The sequence below is a fragment of the Sheuella amnicola genome, from assembly GCF_010499255.1.
In the GTDB taxonomy this organism is placed as follows: Bacteria; Pseudomonadota; Gammaproteobacteria; order Burkholderiales; family Burkholderiaceae_B; genus Zwartia; species Zwartia amnicola.
The window spans coordinates 117,116-136,850 of sequence record NZ_JAAGRN010000002.1; the positions used below are offsets into that span (position 1 = coordinate 117,116).

Consider the following 19,735-nt stretch of genomic DNA (forward strand, 5'->3'; position numbering starts at 1 on the left):
TCCTTAAAAATTCTTAACAAACTGCTAGCGATCCCGATTAACTGCAAACGCACAAAACGCCAATAAGGATTCCTTGCTGGCCGAGGCTGGAAAGACATCCAGGGCGCGCGCAGCCATTTCCGCCTCGGCAAGAGCGCTTTGTCGAGCATGATTTAACGCATCCGTATCGTGAATCGCCCGGGCCACCGCATCGAAATCCGCCTCGCCCTGCTCAATCGCCTGACGAATCAAATCCCTTTGGGCGGCGGTACCCACCTCCAATACCCTTATCAGAGGCAATGTCGGCTTACCCTCTCGCAGGTCATCACCGACATTTTTACCTAGCGCGGCTGCGTCTCCGCTGTAATCCAGCACGTCATCGACCAATTGAAACGCCGTGCCGATATGCCGCCCATAGGCCGCCGCGGCTTCCTGTTGAGCCGGATTCGCCGCCGCCAGCACTGCCCCCGCCTCGGCGGCAGCCTCGAACAACTTGGCTGTTTTAAATCGCACGACTTGCAAATATCGCTCTTGCGTGACGTCCGGGTCATGCACATTCAAGAGTTGCAACACCTCACCCTCGGCAATCACTGTGGTCGCACCACACATGATCTGCATAATGCGCATGCTGTCTACATCCACCATCATCTCGAAGGCTCGGGAATATAGATAATCGCCCACCAGCACACTGGCAGCGTTGCCAAAAACCGCATTCGCAGTGCTACGCCCCCGGCGAAGCGAGGATTCATCCACCACATCGTCATGCAGAAGTGTCGCCGTATGGATGAATTCGACCACAGCGGCCATCAAATGCTTATGGCTACCCTTGTAGCCCAAAGCTTGGGCTACAAGCAGCAACATGGCCGGACGCATGCGCTTGCCCCCGGCACCTATGATGTAGTCGCCGATAGTACGGATTAAAACGACATCCGAACTTAATCGGGTACGAATGACATCGTCGACGGCTTGCATGTCCGCAGCGACAGGGGCTAGAAGATCAGAGAGTTTCAGCACAGGACTTTCTTTTGACTTTCAAATAGTTACGAGTTAGAATCCTTGGTTCGGCTTTGGCAAAAAACCAATCCGATGGTATTTATACCCCAAGAAGTACACTCTTAATTGCTCTAAAACACGAGGTTAACCCATGTACGCGGTCGTAAAAACTGGTGGCAAGCAGTATCGCATTGCTTCCGGCGAAAAACTTAAAATAGAACAGATACCGGCAGACATTGGGCAAGAAATTACGCTGGATCAGGTGTTATCCGTCGGCGAAGGCGACCAATTGAAAATTGGTACCCCGCTGGTGGCTGGCGCTGTGGTCAAGGCAACGGTTCTTGCGCAAGGACGCCATGATAAGGTCACGATCTTCAAGATGCGTCGTCGCAAGCACTACCAGAAGCATCAAGGTCACCGTCAAAACTACACCGAGATCCTCATCGGCGATATCAAGGCTTGATTGCCTGTTATCAACGGATCACGGTAAGCACCAGGAGTAAAAAATGGCACAGAAAAAAGGCGGCGGCTCGACTCGCAACGGTCGCGACTCGGAATCGAAACGACTAGGCGTTAAGCGCTATGGCGGTGAATTGATTCCTGCAGGTTCGATCATCGTGCGTCAGCGCGGCACAACCTTCCACCCCGGCACAAACGTAGGTATTGGTAAAGACCACACGTTGTACGCGCTGGTTGACGGTCACGTTAAGTTCGCGGTGAAAGGCAAGCTCAACAAGTCGACCGTTTCGGTCCTCGCAGCTGAGTAATCTGCTCTTCAGCACTAAAAGCCCTGTCGCAAGCGGCAGGGCTTTTTATTTTCACGGTACCATTCGCACATGAAATTCGTCGACGAAGCAACCATAGATGTCATTGCCGGAAAAGGCGGTAACGGCGCGCACAGTTTTCGCCGTGAAAAATTCATCCCAAAGGGTGGACCTGATGGAGGTGATGGCGGCCGTGGCGGATCCGTTTATGCAATTGCGGACCGTAACATCAATACGTTGATCGATTTCCGTTATGCGCGTAAACATGTCGCAAGAAACGGGGAAAACGGCCGTGGCTCGGACATGTACGGCGCAGCAGCAGATGACATTACATTGCGCATGCCTGTGGGCACCATCATTTACGATGCCGATACCGGGGAAGAACTCTTCGATCTGAGCCACCATGGTCAAAAAGTCGTGCTGGCGGCAGGTGGTGAAGGTGGTTTGGGTAATGTCCATTTCAAATCCAGCGTAAACCGGGCTCCAAAACAATGGACTCCAGGCAAAGAGGGCGAAAGCCGTCGCCTACGGCTCGAACTCAAAATATTGGCTGACGTTGGATTGCTGGGCATGCCGAATGCGGGAAAGTCCACACTGATTAGCCGCATTTCCAACGCCCGCCCAAAAATTGCGGATTATCCTTTCACGACCTTGCATCCGAACCTTGGGGTTGTTCGCACGTCCGAATCGCGCAGTTTTGTCGTCGCCGATATCCCCGGCCTGATCGAAGGAGCATCCGAAGGCGCGGGCCTCGGACATTTATTTCTCCGCCACCTGACTCGCACACGAATTCTGCTACATCTGGTCGATGTATCGTCACATGATCCCGAAGAAGACGGCATCGCCCGTGCCGTTGGTGAAGCACAGGCAATCGTCGAGGAACTTCGCTTGTATGACGAAGCGCTCTATAAAAAGCCTCGCTGGCTGGTTTTGAATAAGCTTGATATGGTTGAAAATCCGGAGGCAACCAAAAAAGCCTTCATCAAGGCCTACAAATGGAAGGGCCCGGTATATGCCATATCTGCCTTATCGGGAGATGGCACTCAGCAATTAATCTGGGACTTGCAGGATGCCATCGATGCCTATCGACACGAAGACAACATCGCGGAAGATCGCGCATCCGGAACTCATATCGAAGACCCGCGCTTTGACCAGGCTCGCAACAATATCGATGATGCACCTTCATCCTGAAACATCCGATTAAACATGACAGCTCAATCAACCACCATCTCAGTTCTTGCGCATGCAAAGAAAATCGTAGCAAAAGTCGGCTCATCCCTTGTCACAAATGACGGGCAAGGGATTGATCGCGAAGCAGTTGCTCACTGGGCACAACAGATCGCGGCGTTACGTTCGCAAGATAAGCTGGTGGTGCTGGTTTCAAGCGGCGCAATCGCCGAAGGCATGGCTCGCCTGGGATGGTCCAAGCGCCCAACATCGATGCATGAACTCCAGGCCGCGGCTGCAGTAGGTCAAATGGGTCTCGCGCAAGCATACGAGCAAGCATTTGCTGCCCATCAATTACGTACAGCACAGATTTTGCTGACTCACGAAGATCTGGCAGATCGTCAACGCTACCTGAATGCGCGATCCACGCTACTTGCGTTACTGCGATTAGGCGTTGTGCCGATCGTTAACGAAAACGACACTGTCGCCACCGACGAAATCGCTGTGGGGGATAACGATACGCTTGGCGCACTCGTCACCAATCTGATTGATGCGGATGCATTGGTGATTTTGACCGATCAAAAAGGACTTTACGAAGCCGATCCGCGCAAAGATCCTCAGGCGCGCTTTGTCTCCCACGGTAAAGCCGGTGACCCATCCCTCGAGGTCATGGCGGGCGGCTCGGGCAGCGGCATCGGCAAGGGCGGGATGCTGACCAAGATCCTCGCCGCCAAACGAGCCGCACGCAGTGGGGCACACACCATCATTGCTTCCGGACGCGAAGAAAACGTCATGGTACGCCTCGCATCCGGCGAAAGCATCGGCTCGGAATTACGCGCCGACACACCTGTTTTATCCGCACGCAAACAGTGGATGGCCGATCATTTGCGACTACGCGGCAGACTTGTGCTTGATCCGGGAGCTGTCAACGCACTCAAGGGTGATGGCAAAAGCCTATTGCCAGTCGGCGTTCGTAACATTGAAGGTGAATTCGAGCCGGGTGATGTTGTGGCCTGTGTCGACTCTCAGGGAAAAGAGTGCGCACGCGGCTTGACTAATTACTCATCTGCAGATGCACGACGTATCATGGGTCAGCCGTCAAACAAAATCGAAGAAATTCTGGGACAAATCGGTGAACCGGAACTCATTCACCGCGACAATTTGATCACGCTCTAGAATCAGCCTTGAATCGGTAATTCGATATGAAAGGCTGCACCACCCTGAGGGCGGTTGTACGCATATATCGAACCGCCATGCGCCTGTAGAATTCTGCGGCATATCGCCAGGCCAAGTCCGGTTCCCCCCGAGCCGTCCTTGGTCAGCGAGGACTGTACAAAGGGATCAAAAATCTTTTCTAGTTCATCTTCGGGAATTCCGCATCCATTATCCATCACGGTCAGTCCGATCCGAGCCATATCCAGCAGCTCTAATTTAAGCTCTATTTTCGATCCCTGCGGGGAAAACTTGATTGCGTTGGCAAGAACATTTCGTATCGCCTGATGAAGTCTTTGAACATCGGCATGCACCACCACTGCACGCTCCAACCCTTTGACATCAAACGTCAAATGATTCACTAGCTTTTGCGGCTCCAGCTCTCTCATGACGGTATCAAGCAAATGACGCAAATCAACGTCGCTATATACAACCTGGTGAGTCGAACTTTCGATCTTGGCGATATCCAGCAAATCGTTCACAAGGGTGAGCATTCTCTGCCCGGAGCTGTGGATGTCGTGCAACATTCCGGCCACTTTGTCATTTTCTTTCAGCCGCATCAGACCGAGCTCGGAAAACCCAAGTATGGACTGTAGGGGCGTTCGGAGCTCATGACTCATATTCGAGATAAATTCCGACTTCGAGCGAGAGGCGTTTTCCGCTGCATCGCGAGCCTGCAATGTTGCCCGTTCGGCATCCCTGAATCTGGTCACGTCCATAATGACTGTCAAGACCCCTCTGGGCAATCCATCATCGTTAGAAACAACAACTTTGTTCAACAACACATCTCTTTGCGCGCCATCTGGCATCACGAGGCGACGCTCATAGCTAACGTGACCGCCTTTATTAAGAAGAAGTTGATTGTTCATTTCGAGCGATTGCTGATCAGCTTCGGACAAAAAGTGCGAAGTTGGTTGATTCAACAATTGCTCACGCTTTAACCCTATAAATGATTCAAGTGCTTGATTGACGATCATGATTACGCCTTGCTCATCAACCAGATAAATGGGCAACGGACTGATCTCAAGCAGCTTTTCCGTAAAGGACAACTGTTCGACGAGTCGGCTTTGAGCGCGATCCCTTGCGCGAATGCTTCGCATCGCCAGAATGGCCATAATGAAAATCACCAGGGAGGCGATTCCGGCCACGAGCGCGAACCAGATCAATACGCTCAGCCATTCATCCAGCACTCGAATCATTGGGCGCTCGACAATTGTTGTCACAGGCCAATTACGCGAGCTTCGCAAAGCGATCAACTGACCTTGGGATCCAAACTCAGTTTCAGTATAAGTGTAGGTTCCATACACGCGAGGCTGAGCATTACCTGGCAAGCCCACCCCCAAGTCGAGAGAATCTCCCGGTTTGCCGATACCGTTGTAACTTGCGACGATCTGGCTGGACTTTGTCAGGACAAGATAGGCCGAATAGCCAGTATCTCCCAGAGACAACGCCTGCATATTCGAGAGGTAATCCGGGTTTAGTAGTGTCACAAGATAGTATTGATTACCGGCATAACCTTCGATATATCGAATCATCGGTAATGAATAAACCACAACCTTGTCTTGAGCATGCGGCCAATCAAGCTCACCTAGAAATCGTACGGATAAAATCGGACCCAGCTCGACATAACCGGCTCGGGGCACAGGATCCATTTTTTTAATATCAACCCGTACGCCCTCATCGGGAAGATGGCTCGACAATACGATTCGTCCATCTTTATCAACAATACTCAGACTCCGAACCGCACTAACCGATGCAAGTGCTTTTTGCAGAAACGGCCTAAGCTTATCCAGATTCCCAGGCGCAACTAAGCTCAACTCGTCCACAAGCTCGGATGTAGCTTGTGACGATTGCTCCAGCGTTCTGGAAACCTGATCCTCCAATACGCGCGTAAAAAGTGCAGCCCGATCGCGCTCATTACGAACGATGACATTTTTTTCGTATAAGGCGACCCAGACAACCGTCAAGCAAGCAAGTAGCGCCAGCGCCAACGCGAGCAACCAGACTTTTTGCCTGGGAGACACGATAGCAGATGAAGTGAATCGATGAGGCATGGCGTTGCCCTATTCTTCCAGCATGGAAGTCAATCCATGGCGCTTCGCTGCAGCAGCCAGACGCCCATCCCGGCGAACGGTGTCAATGAACTGATTGACCCATTGCAGCCACTGATCATCATTTGCCTTGACCGCATATCCGAAAGGCAACTTAGGGCCATCAGGTCGCGGGGGCAAGACGCTGACCCAGTCGAACACCTCGACAACGCGCAATCCAAAAATTTGATCCGTCAAAAACAGATCGATGCGACCGGCCTGCAAATCCTTTTCCCGAGCAATCGGGCTACTGACCAAAACAGTCGTTGCCAGCTTGAAATGCTCGCGAATCCAAGATTGCGCAATCGATCTATCCAGAACACCAATCATCACCCCTTTCTGATCAACATCCTTCCAAGTACTGATTAACCGATTACCTTTCATAACTACGGCATAAACACTGCTATACAAATAGGGTCGGCTGTATGCGATTGGCCAGTCAGGTGAAACTGGGCGGATTGTTAGGCCAAACATGGCTATGTCACATCGACTTTGCTCTAGGTCGTCTTGCATTGAAGAGTAGGTCGAATCAATATACTCGACACGGACTCCAAGACTTTTCGCCAGCTCCTGAGAAAGCTCGAAATCCACACCACTTAAAGACTGTGTTCGCCAATCCCGCAGCAAAAGTCCCTTTCGCAAGGGCCAGATGCAAACTTTCAAAGAATGTTCGTCCCGAATACGGTCAAGCACTTCACCTGCGTAAGCACTCATCGAAGCGCAAACCAATACGGCACTGACCACGAGCCTTCGCGACCAGACCGGTACGGTGGCAGATGCACTCATTCGCAACAGGAAATGACAGAAGCTCCGAATGCTCATTCAGCCCTTTAGGGGAATTTTTCGTTAAATTCCGTGAATCTTTCGTTAAAAATTGAAACCTGTCAAAATCAGAATTACTATTTCGGTTACTTTAGTCAATTATTTCATTTTTTGAGTATTTTCGATCGACTTCCCTTTTTCTGCGACCGATGACCTCCTCCCAAGACCCTTCTAATCAAACGCCGGAATACCTCTCCACGATCGAAGTCGCTCAAATGCTCGGACTTGCAGTACGTTCCGTACAACTTATGGTTGATCGAGGCGAGCTGGAAGCTTGGCGCACATCGGGAGGACATCGTCGAATCGTGCATGAGTCAGTCATGCGCTGGTTGGCTTCGCGCCAAAGAGATCCCATGGGTAATAGCAGTCAAACATCCCATACGCATGCAGGCACCAAACCCAAAGAATGCAAGATTTTGCTGATTGAGGATTCTGCCCACTTTCAAAATCTGGTTGCACTGCTGATCAAGCAGCACTTTCCGAATGCCAGCCTGCATCTGGCAAGCGATGGCATATCGGGGCTCACAAAGTTCGGTCAGATTCAGCCTGACTTTCTGCTAGTCGACATTTTGCTTCCCGGCATCGATGGGGCAGCGTTGATTTCCACCCTGAAATCGGACCCCCAATTTGCTCGTTGCAAGCTCATTATCGTTACGGGCCTGAACAAAGGACAACTTCTTCCTTACGAGTTTGCCCTCAAGGGATTACCGGTGATACATAAAACCAATTTGGTCAACGAGTTGGTCCCTCTGCTTAATACCCAGATCGTTCAGCACCTGTCGACATAGGTGACTTGTTTGGCACAGTTGCCTGCTTACAAAATTCTCTTGCTTGAAGATGACCCGCTAATGCAGCGGTTCGTATCACTTGCACTGGATGAGACTGGGCATGAAATTGTCTGCTGTCAAAATGTGAGTCAAGCCTTATCTGCTCTCAAACTAAATCGGTTTGACTTCATCCTGACAGACCTCATGCTTCCGGGAGAGTCTGGATTGAGCTTTATCCGTAAGCTACGTCAAGATGACACCATATCCTATGGGGCTGAAGTGATTGCCCTGAGCGCAGGCATCAACGCAGCAATGATTGAAGAGCTTGAATTTCTTGGGGTAACAAAACGATTACTCAAACCGGTTTCGGTCGGTGATTTACAAGCGATCTTTGTCGAAACTCCACTTCAAGTTACACAACCTTCTCCGAGTGCGCGTGAAGCGATTGATCAATATTTTGGTGGTCAACGTACACTATTCGAGCAATTCAAGTCCCAGTCGCTTACCCTTCTTGCCGCTGATATCGATCTAGGAGATCGCCTGGTGGCGGCTGGAGCATTTCCCTCTCTGCACCAGCTTGCGCACAGCCTGAAATCTGTCCTTTTACTTCTTGGGGAGCAGCGCGCGCATGAGCTGTCACTCGCCCTGGAGCATGACCTTGCCCTCAACAATCCGGTCGCCATCCAAATCGCCCGCCAATGGGACAATCTGCGCGCAGAGCTTAAACAACTGATCGACTCTCGGCAGTAGTTTGAATCGCACTTCGCACGAGGGCCGCAAGATACCCTATACTTAGCAGGTCTTGCGGGGGTACTTGGCGCATAGGTTCTGCCAGGTTGAGAAATACCCTTCGTACCAGTACGGATAATGCCGATGCTGGGAGCGCATTCCGGCATCGCCGGAATCCATCCCGATTCGGCTCCAGCTAATTTGTTTGGAGCGTTTCAATGAATGCCAACCCTAAGTTTCTAGCAGCGACCGCTGAAGTGGATGCAGCAGCCGTCGCGCCACTGCCTCAATCACGCAAAATCTATCAGATCGGCTCTCGTCCCGACATCCGCGTCCCTTTTCGAGAAATTTCTCAAGATGACACGCCTACCTCTTTCGGGGGCGAAAAAAATCCTCCTTTGACGGTTTATGACTGCAGCGGCCCTTACACCGACCCTGCGGTCAAAATCGATATTCGCAAAGGTCTGCCTGAGCTGCGACGCGCATGGATTGAAGAGCGTGGTGACACCGAATTATTGAGCGGCCCGACAAGTGAATATGGCAAACAACGCTTGACCGATCCAAAACTGACTGCAATGCGTTTTGACCTGCGCCGCCATCCCCGGCGCGCGAAAGCCGGCGCAAATGTGTCTCAAATGCATTACGCTCGCCGCGGCATAGTCACGCCCGAGATGGAATTTGTCGCAATCCGCGAAAATCTTCGCCGCGAGCAATATATCGAATCCTTGCGCGCAAGTGGTCCCGAAGGCGAAAAGCTCGCTCGTCGCATGCTGCGTCAACACCCGGGCGAATCCTTCGGCGCTTCGATTCCGGCGTCGATCACACCGGAATTCGTCCGAGACGAGATTGCACGCGGACGTGCCATCATCCCCGCAAACATCAATCACCCTGAAGTTGAGCCCATGGCGATTGGCCGTAATTTCCTGGTCAAGATAAATGCCAACATTGGCAATTCGGCCGTGAGCTCGGGAATTGGTGAAGAAGTCGAGAAGATGACTTGGGCAATTCGCTGGGGTGGTGACACAGTCATGGACTTGTCCACCGGCAAACATATTCACGAAACGCGTGAATGGATCATCCGTAACTCTCCAGTACCGATCGGCACCGTGCCTATCTATCAGGCACTGGAGAAAGTGGATGGCAAGGCCGAAGATTTAACTTGGGAAATTTTCCGCGACACACTAATCGAGCAGGCCGAACAAGGTGTGGATTACTTCACTATCCACGCGGGTGTGCGTCTGCCCTATATTCCGATGACCGCGGATCGCATGACCGGCATAGTGTCTCGCGGTGGTTCCATCATGGCCAAATGGTGTCTGGCCCATCACAAAGAAAGCTTCCTGTATGAGCGTTTCGACGAAATCTGCGAAATCATGAAAGCCTACGATGTCAGCTTCTCATTGGGTGACGGCTTGCGTCCGGGCTCGGGATTTGACGCAAACGACGAAGCACAGTTTGCCGAACTCAAAACACTGGGCGAGTTGACCAAAGTTGCCTGGAAACACGATGTTCAGGTCATGATCGAAGGACCTGGCCATGTGCCGATGCAGATGATCAAAGAAAACATGGACATGCAGCTCAAGCATTGCGATGAAGCGCCTTTCTACACGCTCGGGCCGCTCACAACGGATATCGCTCCCGGCTACGATCACATTACTTCGGGCATTGGCGCGGCACTGATCGGCTGGTATGGATGTGCCATGCTTTGCTATGTCACTCCGAAAGAGCATCTTGGCTTGCCCAATAAAAAGGACGTCAAGGACGGCATCATCACATACAAGATTGCCGCTCACGCGGCCGATCTCGCCAAGGGACACCCGGGTGCGGCAATCCGTGACAATGCCCTATCCAAAGCGCGCTTCGAGTTCCGCTGGGATGATCAGTTCAATCTAGGCCTGGATCCCGATACCGCTAAAGACTTTCACGACGAGACCTTACCAAAAGACTCGATGAAGGTCGCGCACTTTTGCTCCATGTGCGGCCCTCATTTTTGCAGCATGAAGATCACGCAAGATGTACGCGATTATGCGCAAAAACAGGGTCTTGAATCCGGCGAGCAAGCTCTGGCGGCAGGCATGAAAGAAAAATCCATAGAGTTCGTCAAAAAAGGCGCTGAGATTTATCACAAGACTTGATCGACACACTCATCAATCGCCCCGCTAAGAGCGGGGTGTTTTTTTATGACTGATACTAAAAGCATTTACAAAACTAAATCTCGCCTGCCTTTGTTTGACGCGATGAAGGCTCTTGGTTGTCTGGCTATTGTGTTTCATCACTTAGCGATATACGGGCCCATGTCGGATGTTGTGCGCGAAGGTGCTCCCACCCTGATAGATGTTCTGGATATCTATGCGAAGCTGGCCGTGCAAATGTTTTTCGTATTAGCCGGTTTTCTAGTCGCCATGCAACTGACCCCGGATGGTCAAGCAGCGGCCCGATCTACAAAACAAAATCTGTCATTAATCATCAAGCGCTACAAACGCCTGGTGACACCTTTTCTGTTTGCTGTCGCTGTTGCAATTCTCATCACAGCGCTTGTACGTCCATGGTTTATCCATGAGTCGCTTTCGGCGGCACCAACAATACCTCAATTGCTTGCCCATGGCTTGCTTCTACACGACATACTGGGCTACGAAGCGCTTTCGGCTGGCGTTTGGTTTGTTGCCATCGACTTTCAGTTGTTTACCATCACTGTCTTATTGACTGCAGCGATGACGCAGGTCGCCCCTGCATGGAAATCCCTGTTTCCACTTTGCATGATCGGACTGGCCGCGCTGTCGCTATTCCTAATTAACCGATACAGCGAGTATGAAATCTATGCGCCGTATTTTTTTGGAGCTTACGGTTTAGGCATGTTGGCCTACTGGTCCACCCGCCCCAATCTATCTTCCATCGTATTTCCTTCTATGGCCATACTGGGCGCTATAGCGCTATGGATCGAATTTCGAACTCCGGTGGCAGTTGCTCTGGCAACGGCAGCCTTGGTGAGCGCCGCAGGGCAGACAGGCCTTCTTGAACGTTGGCCGCACTCTTCGTTGCTGTCCTGGATTGGTCAACGATCCTATTCGATTTTTGTCATTCACTACGGCATTTGTATTGGCTTTAACGCGCTCTGGAGCGTGTGGTTTCCGACAGGGGTCTGGATCAATGCAATTGGCATGCTTGCAGCGGGTGGCACATCGGTTTTCGCCGGCGCGCTGTTATATCGTCATATTGAAGCCCATGCCGAAGTGATTGGACTCAACCTCAAAACAGGAGTCTTGAGCACCATCATTGCAATTGCGTTGATCATCGAAGCGGTGACCTGGTAAGAGCGATCCGCTGTGAGGCATCACCCCAAGTTTGGTGCAAGTGTACGTTTGACGTCCTCTTCGGTTCGCCCGGATCGCATCGCATAATCTCGCACCTGATCCTCTCCGATTGTGCCGACATTAAAGTACTGCGACTGCGGATGGCTAAAGTAAAAGCCCGAAACACTTGCCGCGGGGTGCATCGCATAACTTTCAGTCAGCATCATTCCAATATCGGCGCCATCCAGAACATCGAACATGTCGCGTTTAACGACATGCTCGGGGCATGCGGGATAGCCCGGAGCCGGACGAATCCCTTGATATTTTTCCTTGATCATGTCTTCGTTCGACAAGTTCTCTTGCGGCGCATAGCCCCACAAATCCTGACGAACCCTGGCATGTAATGCTTCTGCAAACGCCTCGGCCATGCGATCCGCAAGAGATTTGAACATGATCGAGGAATAATCGTCGTTAGCCTTCTGAAACTCTTGTTCTTTTTTCTCGACACCTACGCCGGCCGTCACGGCGAACAAGCCAATGTAGTCAGTCTTGCCCGAAGACTTCGGCGCAATGAAGTCCGCCAGACATTTGTTATCGACGCCTTCGCGTTTGACACCTTGTTGCCGCAGACCACGCCAGGTGAATAACACCTTGTCTCGCGATTCATCCTGATAGACCTCGATATCATCATCATTGATCGTGTTGGCTGGATAAAACGCGACGACACCATTAGCAGTCAACCAGCGACCATCGATGATGCGTTTAAGCATCGCCTGACCATCTTCATACACTTTGCGAGCTTGCTCGCCAACAACCTTGTCATCCAGAATCGCGGGAAACTGTCCGAACAAACTCCATGTCTGGAAAAATGGGGTCCAGTCGACAAAACGGGCCAACTCGGACAGATCAAAATTCTTGAAGGTTCTGCGGCCGATGAACTTTGGACGCGGCGGCGTATAGGATGCCCAGTCGATCGAAGCTTTTGCGGCACGAGCCTGCTCAAGAGTAATCAACGGCGTGGCTTTACGACCGGCGTGACGGCGGCGGACCTCTTCGTAATCCGCTGCGAGCTCCTGAAGATAGGTATTGGCGGTTTCGGACACGAGATTCTGCGCAACCCCTACCGAGCGACTGGCATCGGGAACATAAATCACGGGTCCTTCATAATGCGGTGCAATCTTGACTGCAGTGTGAACGCGGCTTGTCGTTGCACCGCCGATCATCAAAGGCATTTTGCGTGAACGGAAATATTCGTCGCGCTGCATTTCGCTTGCGACATAGGCCATTTCCTCTAGGCTTGGCGTAATCAATCCCGATAATCCGATAATGTCGGCATTTTCGGCTTTGGCACAAGCCAAAATCTCAGATGCGGGCACCATGACGCCCATGTTGACAACTTCGAAGTTGTTGCACTGGAGTACAACAGTCACAATATTTTTGCCGATATCATGCACATCGCCTTTGACTGTCGCCATGACAATCTTGCCCTTGGCGCGCACATCGCCCCCGGCGGCGGCGATCTGTTTCTTTTCTTCCTCGATGAATGGCACAAGATGTCCGACGGCCTGTTTCATCACGCGAGCAGACTTCACAACCTGCGGCAAGAACATCTTGCCTTCGCCAAACAGGTCGCCGACGATATTCATGCCATCCATTAGCGGGCCTTCGATCACCTCGATCGGACGGCCGCCTCGCGATGCAATCTGCTGACGAATTTCTTCCGTATCTTCGATGATGAAATTCGTCAGTCCATGAACCATGGCATGCGCCAATCGTTTTTCAACCGACTGTTGACGCCATGTCAGATCCTCTTCACGCTTAATGCCACTGCCCTTAACTGTGTCTGCGAAAGTCACAAGGCGCTCAGTTGGCGTTCGCGTGTCATCAGGCTCTTTCAAGCCGACCGGCTCGGCACGGTCGAGAACGACATCTTCAACCAGATCCCGCAAAATGGGATCTATATCGGCGTAAACACCAAGCTGCCCTGCATTCACGATCCCCATACTCAGGCCTTCTCGTATCGCGTAATACAGGAAGACTGCGTGAATCGCCTCACGCATAGGTTCGTTGCCTCGGAAAGAAAAACTCACATTCGAAATTCCGCCGGATATGCGGGCGTGAGGCAGATTTTGGCGAATCCAGCGTGTCGAATCGATGAAATCGACGGCATAATGATTGTGCTCATCGATACCCGTGGCGATCGCAAAAACATTCGGATCAAAAATAATATCTTCCGGAGGGAATCCGACAACGTCGACCAACAACCGGTATGCGCGCGCGCAAATTTGCTGTCTGCGCTCATAAGTATCGGCTTGGCCTTTCTCGTCGAAGGCCATCACGACAGCGGCGGCACCGTAACGTCGACAAAGACGTGCTTGCGTCAGGAAGGGCTCTTCTCCCTCCTTCAGGGAGATCGAATTGACGATCGCCTTTCCCTGAACGCATTTCAGTCCGGTTTCGATGACAGACCATTTCGAGCTGTCAATCATGACCGGCACACGTGCGATATCAGGCTCTGACGCGATGAGATTCAAGAACCTGTGCATACACGCCTGCGAATCCAACATGGCTTCATCCATGTTGATATCGATAATCTGGGCTCCATTTTCGACTTGCTGACGAGCGACTGCGAGCGCCTCATCATACTTTTCTTCGCGAATCAGGCGCGCGAACATTTTGCTGCCTGTCACGTTGGTACGTTCGCCAACGTTGATGAAGAGTGACTCTTCATCGAAATTCAAAGCCTCCAAACCTGACAGCCGCGTGCGCACAGGAATGTCCGGCACAACGCGAACAGGCAGGCTCGAAACCTTTTCGGCGATGGCCCGAACATGATCCGGGGTTGTTCCGCAACAACCGCCAGCCATATTGACCAATCCCGATTGGGCAAACTCTTCCAGTAAAGCAGATGTGTCTGCGGGGCTTTCGTCAAAGCCGGTGTCACTCATCGGATTCGGAAGACCCGCATTGGGATAAACGCATACATAGGTATCGCAAATCTTGGAAAGTTCGGCGATGTAGGGGCGCATCAGCGCCGCACCTAACGCGCAGTTCAAACCAATCGTGACAGGACGAGCATGACGAACCGAATTCCAGAACGCCTCTACCGTCTGGCCTGACAGAATACGGCCGGACGCATCGGTCACCGTACCCGAAATCATCACCGGCAGACGCTCACCGCGCTTCTCGAATACCTCTTCAACCGCGAAGATGGCTGCCTTGGCATTCAAGGTATCGAAAATCGTTTCGATCAATACGATATCGATCTGGCCATCCATCAGTCCATTCAATTGCTCCGCGTAAGCGTGGCGCAGCTCGTCAAAAGTGACGTTGCGCGCCCCCGGGTCATTCACATCCGGAGAAATCGAAGCCGTTTTGGGTTGAGGGCCCAACGCTCCCGCAACAAATCGCGGACGATCGGGGGTGCTGAATTTATCGCATGCAGCCCTAGCGATCCGTGCCGACTCAAGATTCAACTCATATGCAAGCTCAGGCAAATCGTAATCGGATTGCGCGATCGACGTGGCACCAAAAGTGTTGGTCTCGATCACATCGGACCCGGCCTGAAGATACTGCTCGTGAATCTCGCGAATCACCTCCGGTCGCGTCAGCGACAAAATCTCGTTGTTTCCCTTGATATCCTTACCATGGTCAACGAAGCGCTCCCCACGAAAATCGGCTTCAGATAACTTGTAGCGCTGAATCATGGTTCCCATCGCACCATCCAGAATCATGATGCGCTTACCCAGCGATCGAGCAAACTCGGAGCCACGGGTAAAACTTTCGATCGGATAAGGCAGTTTAGGGTAGGACATGTCTAGGGGCTTGAAATGTAAAAAGGGCAGCCTGACATCGTACCAAAAATAGTCTTTCAAAGATGGGGATTCCGAGGTTAAGTCCCTGCCCGTGCTACATTGCAGGCAGAATTGGTGCTTTCGGTGCATCAGGTGTCCGGACTATCCGTCCGTTCGCTGCACTGGGAAAGTTAAACGGGAAACAGGGAAAGACATGGTTCATGTCTTGTGCCTGTGCTGCCCCCGCAACGGTCAGCGCCTGCGAATTCATTCGCGATCCACATTGGCGCCAGCCCGATACCGGCCAATTTAAGCGAGTCGGCACGAATTCAACAACCTGCCGACTTATTGAATAACAGTCGTGCGGGGACGCACGACCGCTAAAGGTCTTTAAATGTCCAATCCAATCTTCCGGCTATCGGCCGGCGCTGCCGCATTGGCAGCTTGTGCGCATGTATTTGCGCAAAACACACCCTCCGCCCCTCCCGTGCTTGAATCTGCCCCCCAAGGGCCATCTTCGCAGATGTCTACGATTGTCGTGACGCCAGCACGCACTGCCGAACCGCTATCCGAGACACTTGGCGACAACAGTGTCATTTCACGCGAAACACTTGACACCCTGCCAAACGGCACGCTTGGTGATGTCCTTGAACGCCAGCACGCGATCAGCTCGATCAACTATGGTGGTCCCCAGACCGTGAATACGATCAACATTCGCGGCACTAACAGTAATCAGTCCCTAGTGTTGATCGATGGCATTCGCGTCAACAACGGCACGACCGGCCTGCCATCGCTGAGTGCCATTGCCCTTAATAGTATCGAACGCGTCGAAATCGTTCGAGGCGCGAGTTCGAGTCTGTATGGAGCAGACGCGATTGGCGGTGTCGTGAACATCATTACCCGGGGCGAACAAGATCGTCCGTTTTCAGCGTATGTGAATGCCGGCGTAGGCACGTATGCGACCACGCAATACGACGCAGGTTTCTCAGGCGCTTCAAATGGTTGGGTATACAGCCTGTATGGCGGCTACGGTCAAAGCAGCGGTTTTAATACGACCACACCATCAAACTATTACTTCACTCCCGGAAACGATTCTTATTATCGAAGCAATGCGGGGGGCACGCTCGGCTACACATGGAAAGAGGGCCAAACCCTAACGTTTCAAACGTTCCAGTCGCGCGTCAACGGAGGCTACGACATCGGCCTACCCACTTTCAGCGACCGCAGCATCCAGACGCTGAGCACCAATATTCTGACCAGTCGCAACGTCATCAATGAGATGTGGACGAGCACGCTGAGTGCCGGACTCACCTCGGACAATTATCGAACCTATGGTGCGGCTTCGGACTCTTCTGCATGGGACCCTTCGCAGTACTTCAAGACTAATCAAGGTCAATACACCTGGCAAAACGATCTGAAATTTTCGTCAACGCAACAGTTCTCTCTTGCTTTCGAACGCCTGGATCAAAATGTGGACGGAAAACTTTCCGACGGCAGCTATCCAACTCCGAATATCGTCAATTATCAGCAAACAAGTCGCTACACGAATTCGGTAATGGGTGTTTATCGCGGCTCATGGGGCGATCAATCCGTTCAAGCTAGCGTGCGCGATGACAATAACTCCCAGTACGGCAATTTTGTAACAGGCAGCCTGGCTTATGGCTTGGCTCTGGATAAAGAGTGGAAAGCCACCGTAGGCGCAAATACCGGCTTTCGCGCACCTAACTTCAATGAGCTGTATTGGCCCGTCACCCCTTATTACATGGGAAATGCTCAGTTACAACCCGAAACCTCTCGCAATATTGAAGCGGGCTTAAAGTACGCAACCGAGCAATCACAATTCGGGCTGACAGCCTACCGTAACGAAATCACGAACCTGATCATCAGCCAACCCGTTTCACCTTACGACCCTTTCTCCGTCTACGCGCCTTACAACATCGGCAAAGCCGTTATTCAGGGCGTCACACTGACTGGCTCTCAGCGCTTCGGTAAAAACACAACTGTCCGTGGCAGCGTTGACTTCATGGATCCCCGCAACGCCGACACGGGTAAATTACTACCCCAACGGGCTCAGCAAGTCTTGAAAATGGCCGTCGACCAGTCGATCGGACAATTCAGGGTGACGGGTGAGTGGCTATTGACGAGCTATCGCATGGATTCCATGACAGGTCAGACACTTGGGGGATATGGTTTGCTCAATCTCTATGGCAGCTACCCGATCACCTCTAGTGCGGAAATTCAGGTCCGTTGGAACAATGTGTTGGGCAAGACCTACACTCTGGTGGAGGGATACAACACCCCTGGATCGAATGTGTTTGTCAACGTCGCCTGGCGGATGTAGCATCAAACCCTTCTGTTGAGCCTCTCAGGTCTCGTCATGTCCGCGCCGATGCGTTTTACGTCCCTCAAAAATAGTTTGATTCGTTTATCGCTAGGTGCGGCCGCTTGTTGCTTTCTGATTCCTCAAGCCCTCGCCGCCGACATCGAGATCATTGATGACAATGGCAGGGCTGTCTTGCTGAGCCAGCCTGCCAAGCGCGTCGTGACGCTCACGCCCCATGTGACCGAACTTGTTTTTGAGGCAGGCGCAGGAAGCAAAATAGTCGCAACCGTGAACGCAAGCGACTTTCCTCCCGAGGCTCGCACCCTGCCCCGTATTGGAGATGGTTTGACCCCGGACCCGGAAAAAATCGCCGCGCTCAAACCAGACCTGATCATTGGATGGCTTCCGGATCAAACCATTTCACTGGACTCCCTGAATATTCCTGTTTTCATCAGCTCACCCCAAACGCTTGCCGACATACCCGATAGTGTCGAAACCTTTGGCGTCCTGCTGGGAACATCCGGCACGGCTCGAAATCGGGCAGATGCACTGAGAAAGAAGCTGGATTCTCTCAGCAATCGCGCATCACAGCGCCCGTTGGTTCGGGTCTTTATCCAGGCAGGTGCCGAACCCGAATATTCTCTCGGTGGCGATCACATTCTTTCGGACGTCATTGGGTTGTGTGGTGGGGTCAATGTCTTTGGCGAGTCCTCCGCCCTCGCACCCAAAATCAGTATCGAAAGCGTGATCGCGGCAAAGCCGGACCTGATTCTGGTCGGCAAAGTGGGGGCTCCAGCGGCCCCAGCAGCCGACACGCAGTCTCTGGCATACTGGAAAGTCGCCGGATTGCCTGCTGCTCGACCCGGACATGTTTTCATGATCGATGCAGACGTGCTGTATCGACCGGGCCCTCGCCTGATCGATGCGGCCACCCGTATTTGCGACGTGATCGAACAGGTTCGTAGCAAATAATCGTTTTTAGTTTTTTGAGCAAAACATGACGCAACAAGACCCCCTGATCATTGCCGGCACCCAATACAGTTCAAGACTGTTGGTTGGCACAGGTAAATACAAAGACTTTCAGCAAACGCGCGAGGCGATTGAGCAAAGCGGTGCCGAAATCGTCACCGTGGCGATTCGTCGCACAAACATCGGGCAAAACGCCAATGAGCCGAGCTTGCTCGAGTTTCTGCCGCCGTCAAACTTCACGATGCTCCCAAATACTGCAGGTTGCTACACCGCAGATGACGCTGTGCGCACACTGCGGTTGGCACGTGAACTGCTCGACGGCCACAAACTGGTCAAACTGGAAGTGCTTGGCGACCCCCAAACGCTGTTTCCTAACATGCCCGAAACACTGGCTGCGGCAAAGACGCTTGTCGCCGAAGGCTTTGATGTCATGGTTTATTGCACGGATGATCCAATCCAGTGCCGGATGCTGGAAGATATCGGATGCGTTGCCGTTATGCCGCTTGCCTCGCTGATCGGCTCGGGCATGGGCATACTGAATCCATGGAACCTCAAACTCATCATTGATCAAGCGCGCGTGCCCGTTCTTGTCGATGCCGGAGTCGGCACGGCCTCCGATGCAGCGATAGCCATGGAGCTTGGATGCGACGGGGTGTTAATGAACACTGCGATTGCCGGCGCACAAAATCCTGTTCTGATGGCAAGCGCAATGAAAAAAGCTGTTCAAGCCGGGCGTGAAGCATTCCTTGCCGGACGCGTACCTCGCAAGACATATCAAGGCGCGCCGAGTTCGCCAACGAGTGGCCTGATCACGCCATCCAAACCTGCTTGAATTC

Annotated in this window: 15 protein-coding genes and 1 riboswitch; of the genes, 11 read left to right on the top strand and 4 right to left on the bottom strand. The window is 52.3% G+C overall.

What is annotated here, in order from left to right; genetic code table 11:
* Positions 1 to 24: 24 nt before the first annotated feature.
* Positions 25 to 951, bottom strand: a complete 927-nt coding sequence (locus tag G3I67_RS03100) for a polyprenyl synthetase family protein (RefSeq protein WP_163652076.1) — start codon at positions 949 to 951, stop codon at positions 25 to 27.
* Positions 952 to 1,123: 172 nt separating this feature from the next.
* Here G3I67_RS03100 and rplU point away from each other — a divergent pair, with 172 nt between their 5' ends.
* The 4 genes from rplU (at position 1,124) to proB (ending at position 4,079) form a co-directional block, all read left to right on the top strand.
* Positions 1,124 to 1,435: a 50S ribosomal protein L21 gene (gene rplU / locus G3I67_RS03105; protein ID WP_163651531.1), complete on the top strand. Its 312-nt coding sequence runs from the start codon at positions 1,124 to 1,126 to the stop codon at positions 1,433 to 1,435.
* Between the two features lie 43 nt (positions 1,436 to 1,478).
* The gene (gene rpmA, locus G3I67_RS03110) at positions 1,479 to 1,739 is read left to right on the top strand and encodes a 50S ribosomal protein L27 (protein WP_163651532.1); all 261 of its coding nucleotides are present in this window, start codon (positions 1,479 to 1,481) and stop codon (positions 1,737 to 1,739) included.
* Between the two features lie 69 nt (positions 1,740 to 1,808).
* Positions 1,809 to 2,927, top strand: coding sequence for a GTPase ObgE (gene obgE, locus G3I67_RS03115; protein ID WP_163651533.1), 1,119 nt, complete (start codon positions 1,809 to 1,811; stop codon positions 2,925 to 2,927).
* 15 nt (positions 2,928 to 2,942) lie between these two features.
* The gene (proB, locus tag G3I67_RS03120; RefSeq protein ID WP_163651534.1) at positions 2,943 to 4,079 is read left to right on the top strand and encodes a glutamate 5-kinase; all 1,137 of its coding nucleotides are present in this window, start codon (positions 2,943 to 2,945) and stop codon (positions 4,077 to 4,079) included.
* A 2-nt stretch (positions 4,080 to 4,081) separates the two neighbouring features.
* Here proB and G3I67_RS03125 read toward each other — a convergent pair whose 3' ends face one another.
* Both G3I67_RS03125 and G3I67_RS03130 read right to left on the bottom strand, forming a co-directional pair.
* Positions 4,082 to 6,169, bottom strand: coding sequence for a sensor histidine kinase (locus G3I67_RS03125; protein ID WP_163651535.1), 2,088 nt, complete (start codon positions 6,167 to 6,169; stop codon positions 4,082 to 4,084).
* Between the two features lie 9 nt (positions 6,170 to 6,178).
* Complete coding sequence (locus G3I67_RS03130) at positions 6,179 to 6,991, bottom strand: ABC transporter substrate-binding protein (protein WP_163651536.1); 813 nt, start codon at positions 6,989 to 6,991, stop codon at positions 6,179 to 6,181.
* 185 nt (positions 6,992 to 7,176) lie between these two features.
* Between G3I67_RS03130 and G3I67_RS03135 the strand changes: the two genes are divergently transcribed.
* The 4 genes from G3I67_RS03135 (at position 7,177) to G3I67_RS03150 (ending at position 11,834) form a co-directional block, all read left to right on the top strand.
* Positions 7,177 to 7,815, top strand: coding sequence for an excisionase family DNA-binding protein (locus G3I67_RS03135; RefSeq protein WP_163651537.1), 639 nt, complete (start codon positions 7,177 to 7,179; stop codon positions 7,813 to 7,815).
* Between the two features lie 9 nt (positions 7,816 to 7,824).
* On the top strand, positions 7,825 to 8,544 hold the full coding sequence (locus G3I67_RS03140) for a response regulator (RefSeq protein WP_163651538.1): 720 nt from the start codon (positions 7,825 to 7,827) through the stop codon (positions 8,542 to 8,544).
* A gap of 197 nt (positions 8,545 to 8,741) precedes the next feature.
* Positions 8,742 to 10,658: a phosphomethylpyrimidine synthase ThiC gene (gene thiC, locus G3I67_RS03145; RefSeq protein WP_163651539.1), complete on the top strand. Its 1,917-nt coding sequence runs from the start codon at positions 8,742 to 8,744 to the stop codon at positions 10,656 to 10,658.
* A gap of 45 nt (positions 10,659 to 10,703) precedes the next feature.
* A complete protein-coding gene (locus G3I67_RS03150) occupies positions 10,704 to 11,834 on the top strand; it encodes an acyltransferase family protein (protein ID WP_163651540.1) in 1,131 nt (376 codons plus the stop codon).
* Between the two features lie 20 nt (positions 11,835 to 11,854).
* On the opposite strand, the gene metH is transcribed toward G3I67_RS03150, so the two are convergent.
* Positions 11,855 to 15,628, bottom strand: coding sequence for a methionine synthase (gene metH, locus G3I67_RS03155; RefSeq protein ID WP_163652078.1), 3,774 nt, complete (start codon positions 15,626 to 15,628; stop codon positions 11,855 to 11,857).
* A 109-nt stretch (positions 15,629 to 15,737) separates the two neighbouring features.
* A riboswitch (cobalamin riboswitch) is annotated at positions 15,738 to 15,917 on the top strand.
* Positions 15,918 to 16,001: 84 nt separating this feature from the next.
* On the opposite strand from metH, the gene G3I67_RS03160 reads away from it, so the two are divergent.
* Genes G3I67_RS03160 through G3I67_RS03170 form a run of 3 tightly spaced genes read left to right on the top strand, consistent with a single transcriptional unit; the run spans position 16,002 to position 19,731 of the window.
* Positions 16,002 to 17,948 (top strand): TonB-dependent receptor plug domain-containing protein, encoded by a 1,947-nt coding sequence (locus tag G3I67_RS03160; protein ID WP_163651541.1) that lies wholly within the window; start codon positions 16,002 to 16,004, stop codon positions 17,946 to 17,948.
* 36 nt (positions 17,949 to 17,984) lie between these two features.
* The gene (locus G3I67_RS03165; RefSeq protein ID WP_235931652.1) at positions 17,985 to 18,902 is read left to right on the top strand and encodes a cobalamin-binding protein; all 918 of its coding nucleotides are present in this window, start codon (positions 17,985 to 17,987) and stop codon (positions 18,900 to 18,902) included.
* Positions 18,903 to 18,927: 25 nt separating this feature from the next.
* Entirely contained in the window at positions 18,928 to 19,731 is an 804-nt protein-coding gene (locus G3I67_RS03170) for a thiazole synthase (RefSeq protein ID WP_163651542.1), read from the top strand.
* Positions 19,732 to 19,735 lie beyond the last annotated feature (4 nt).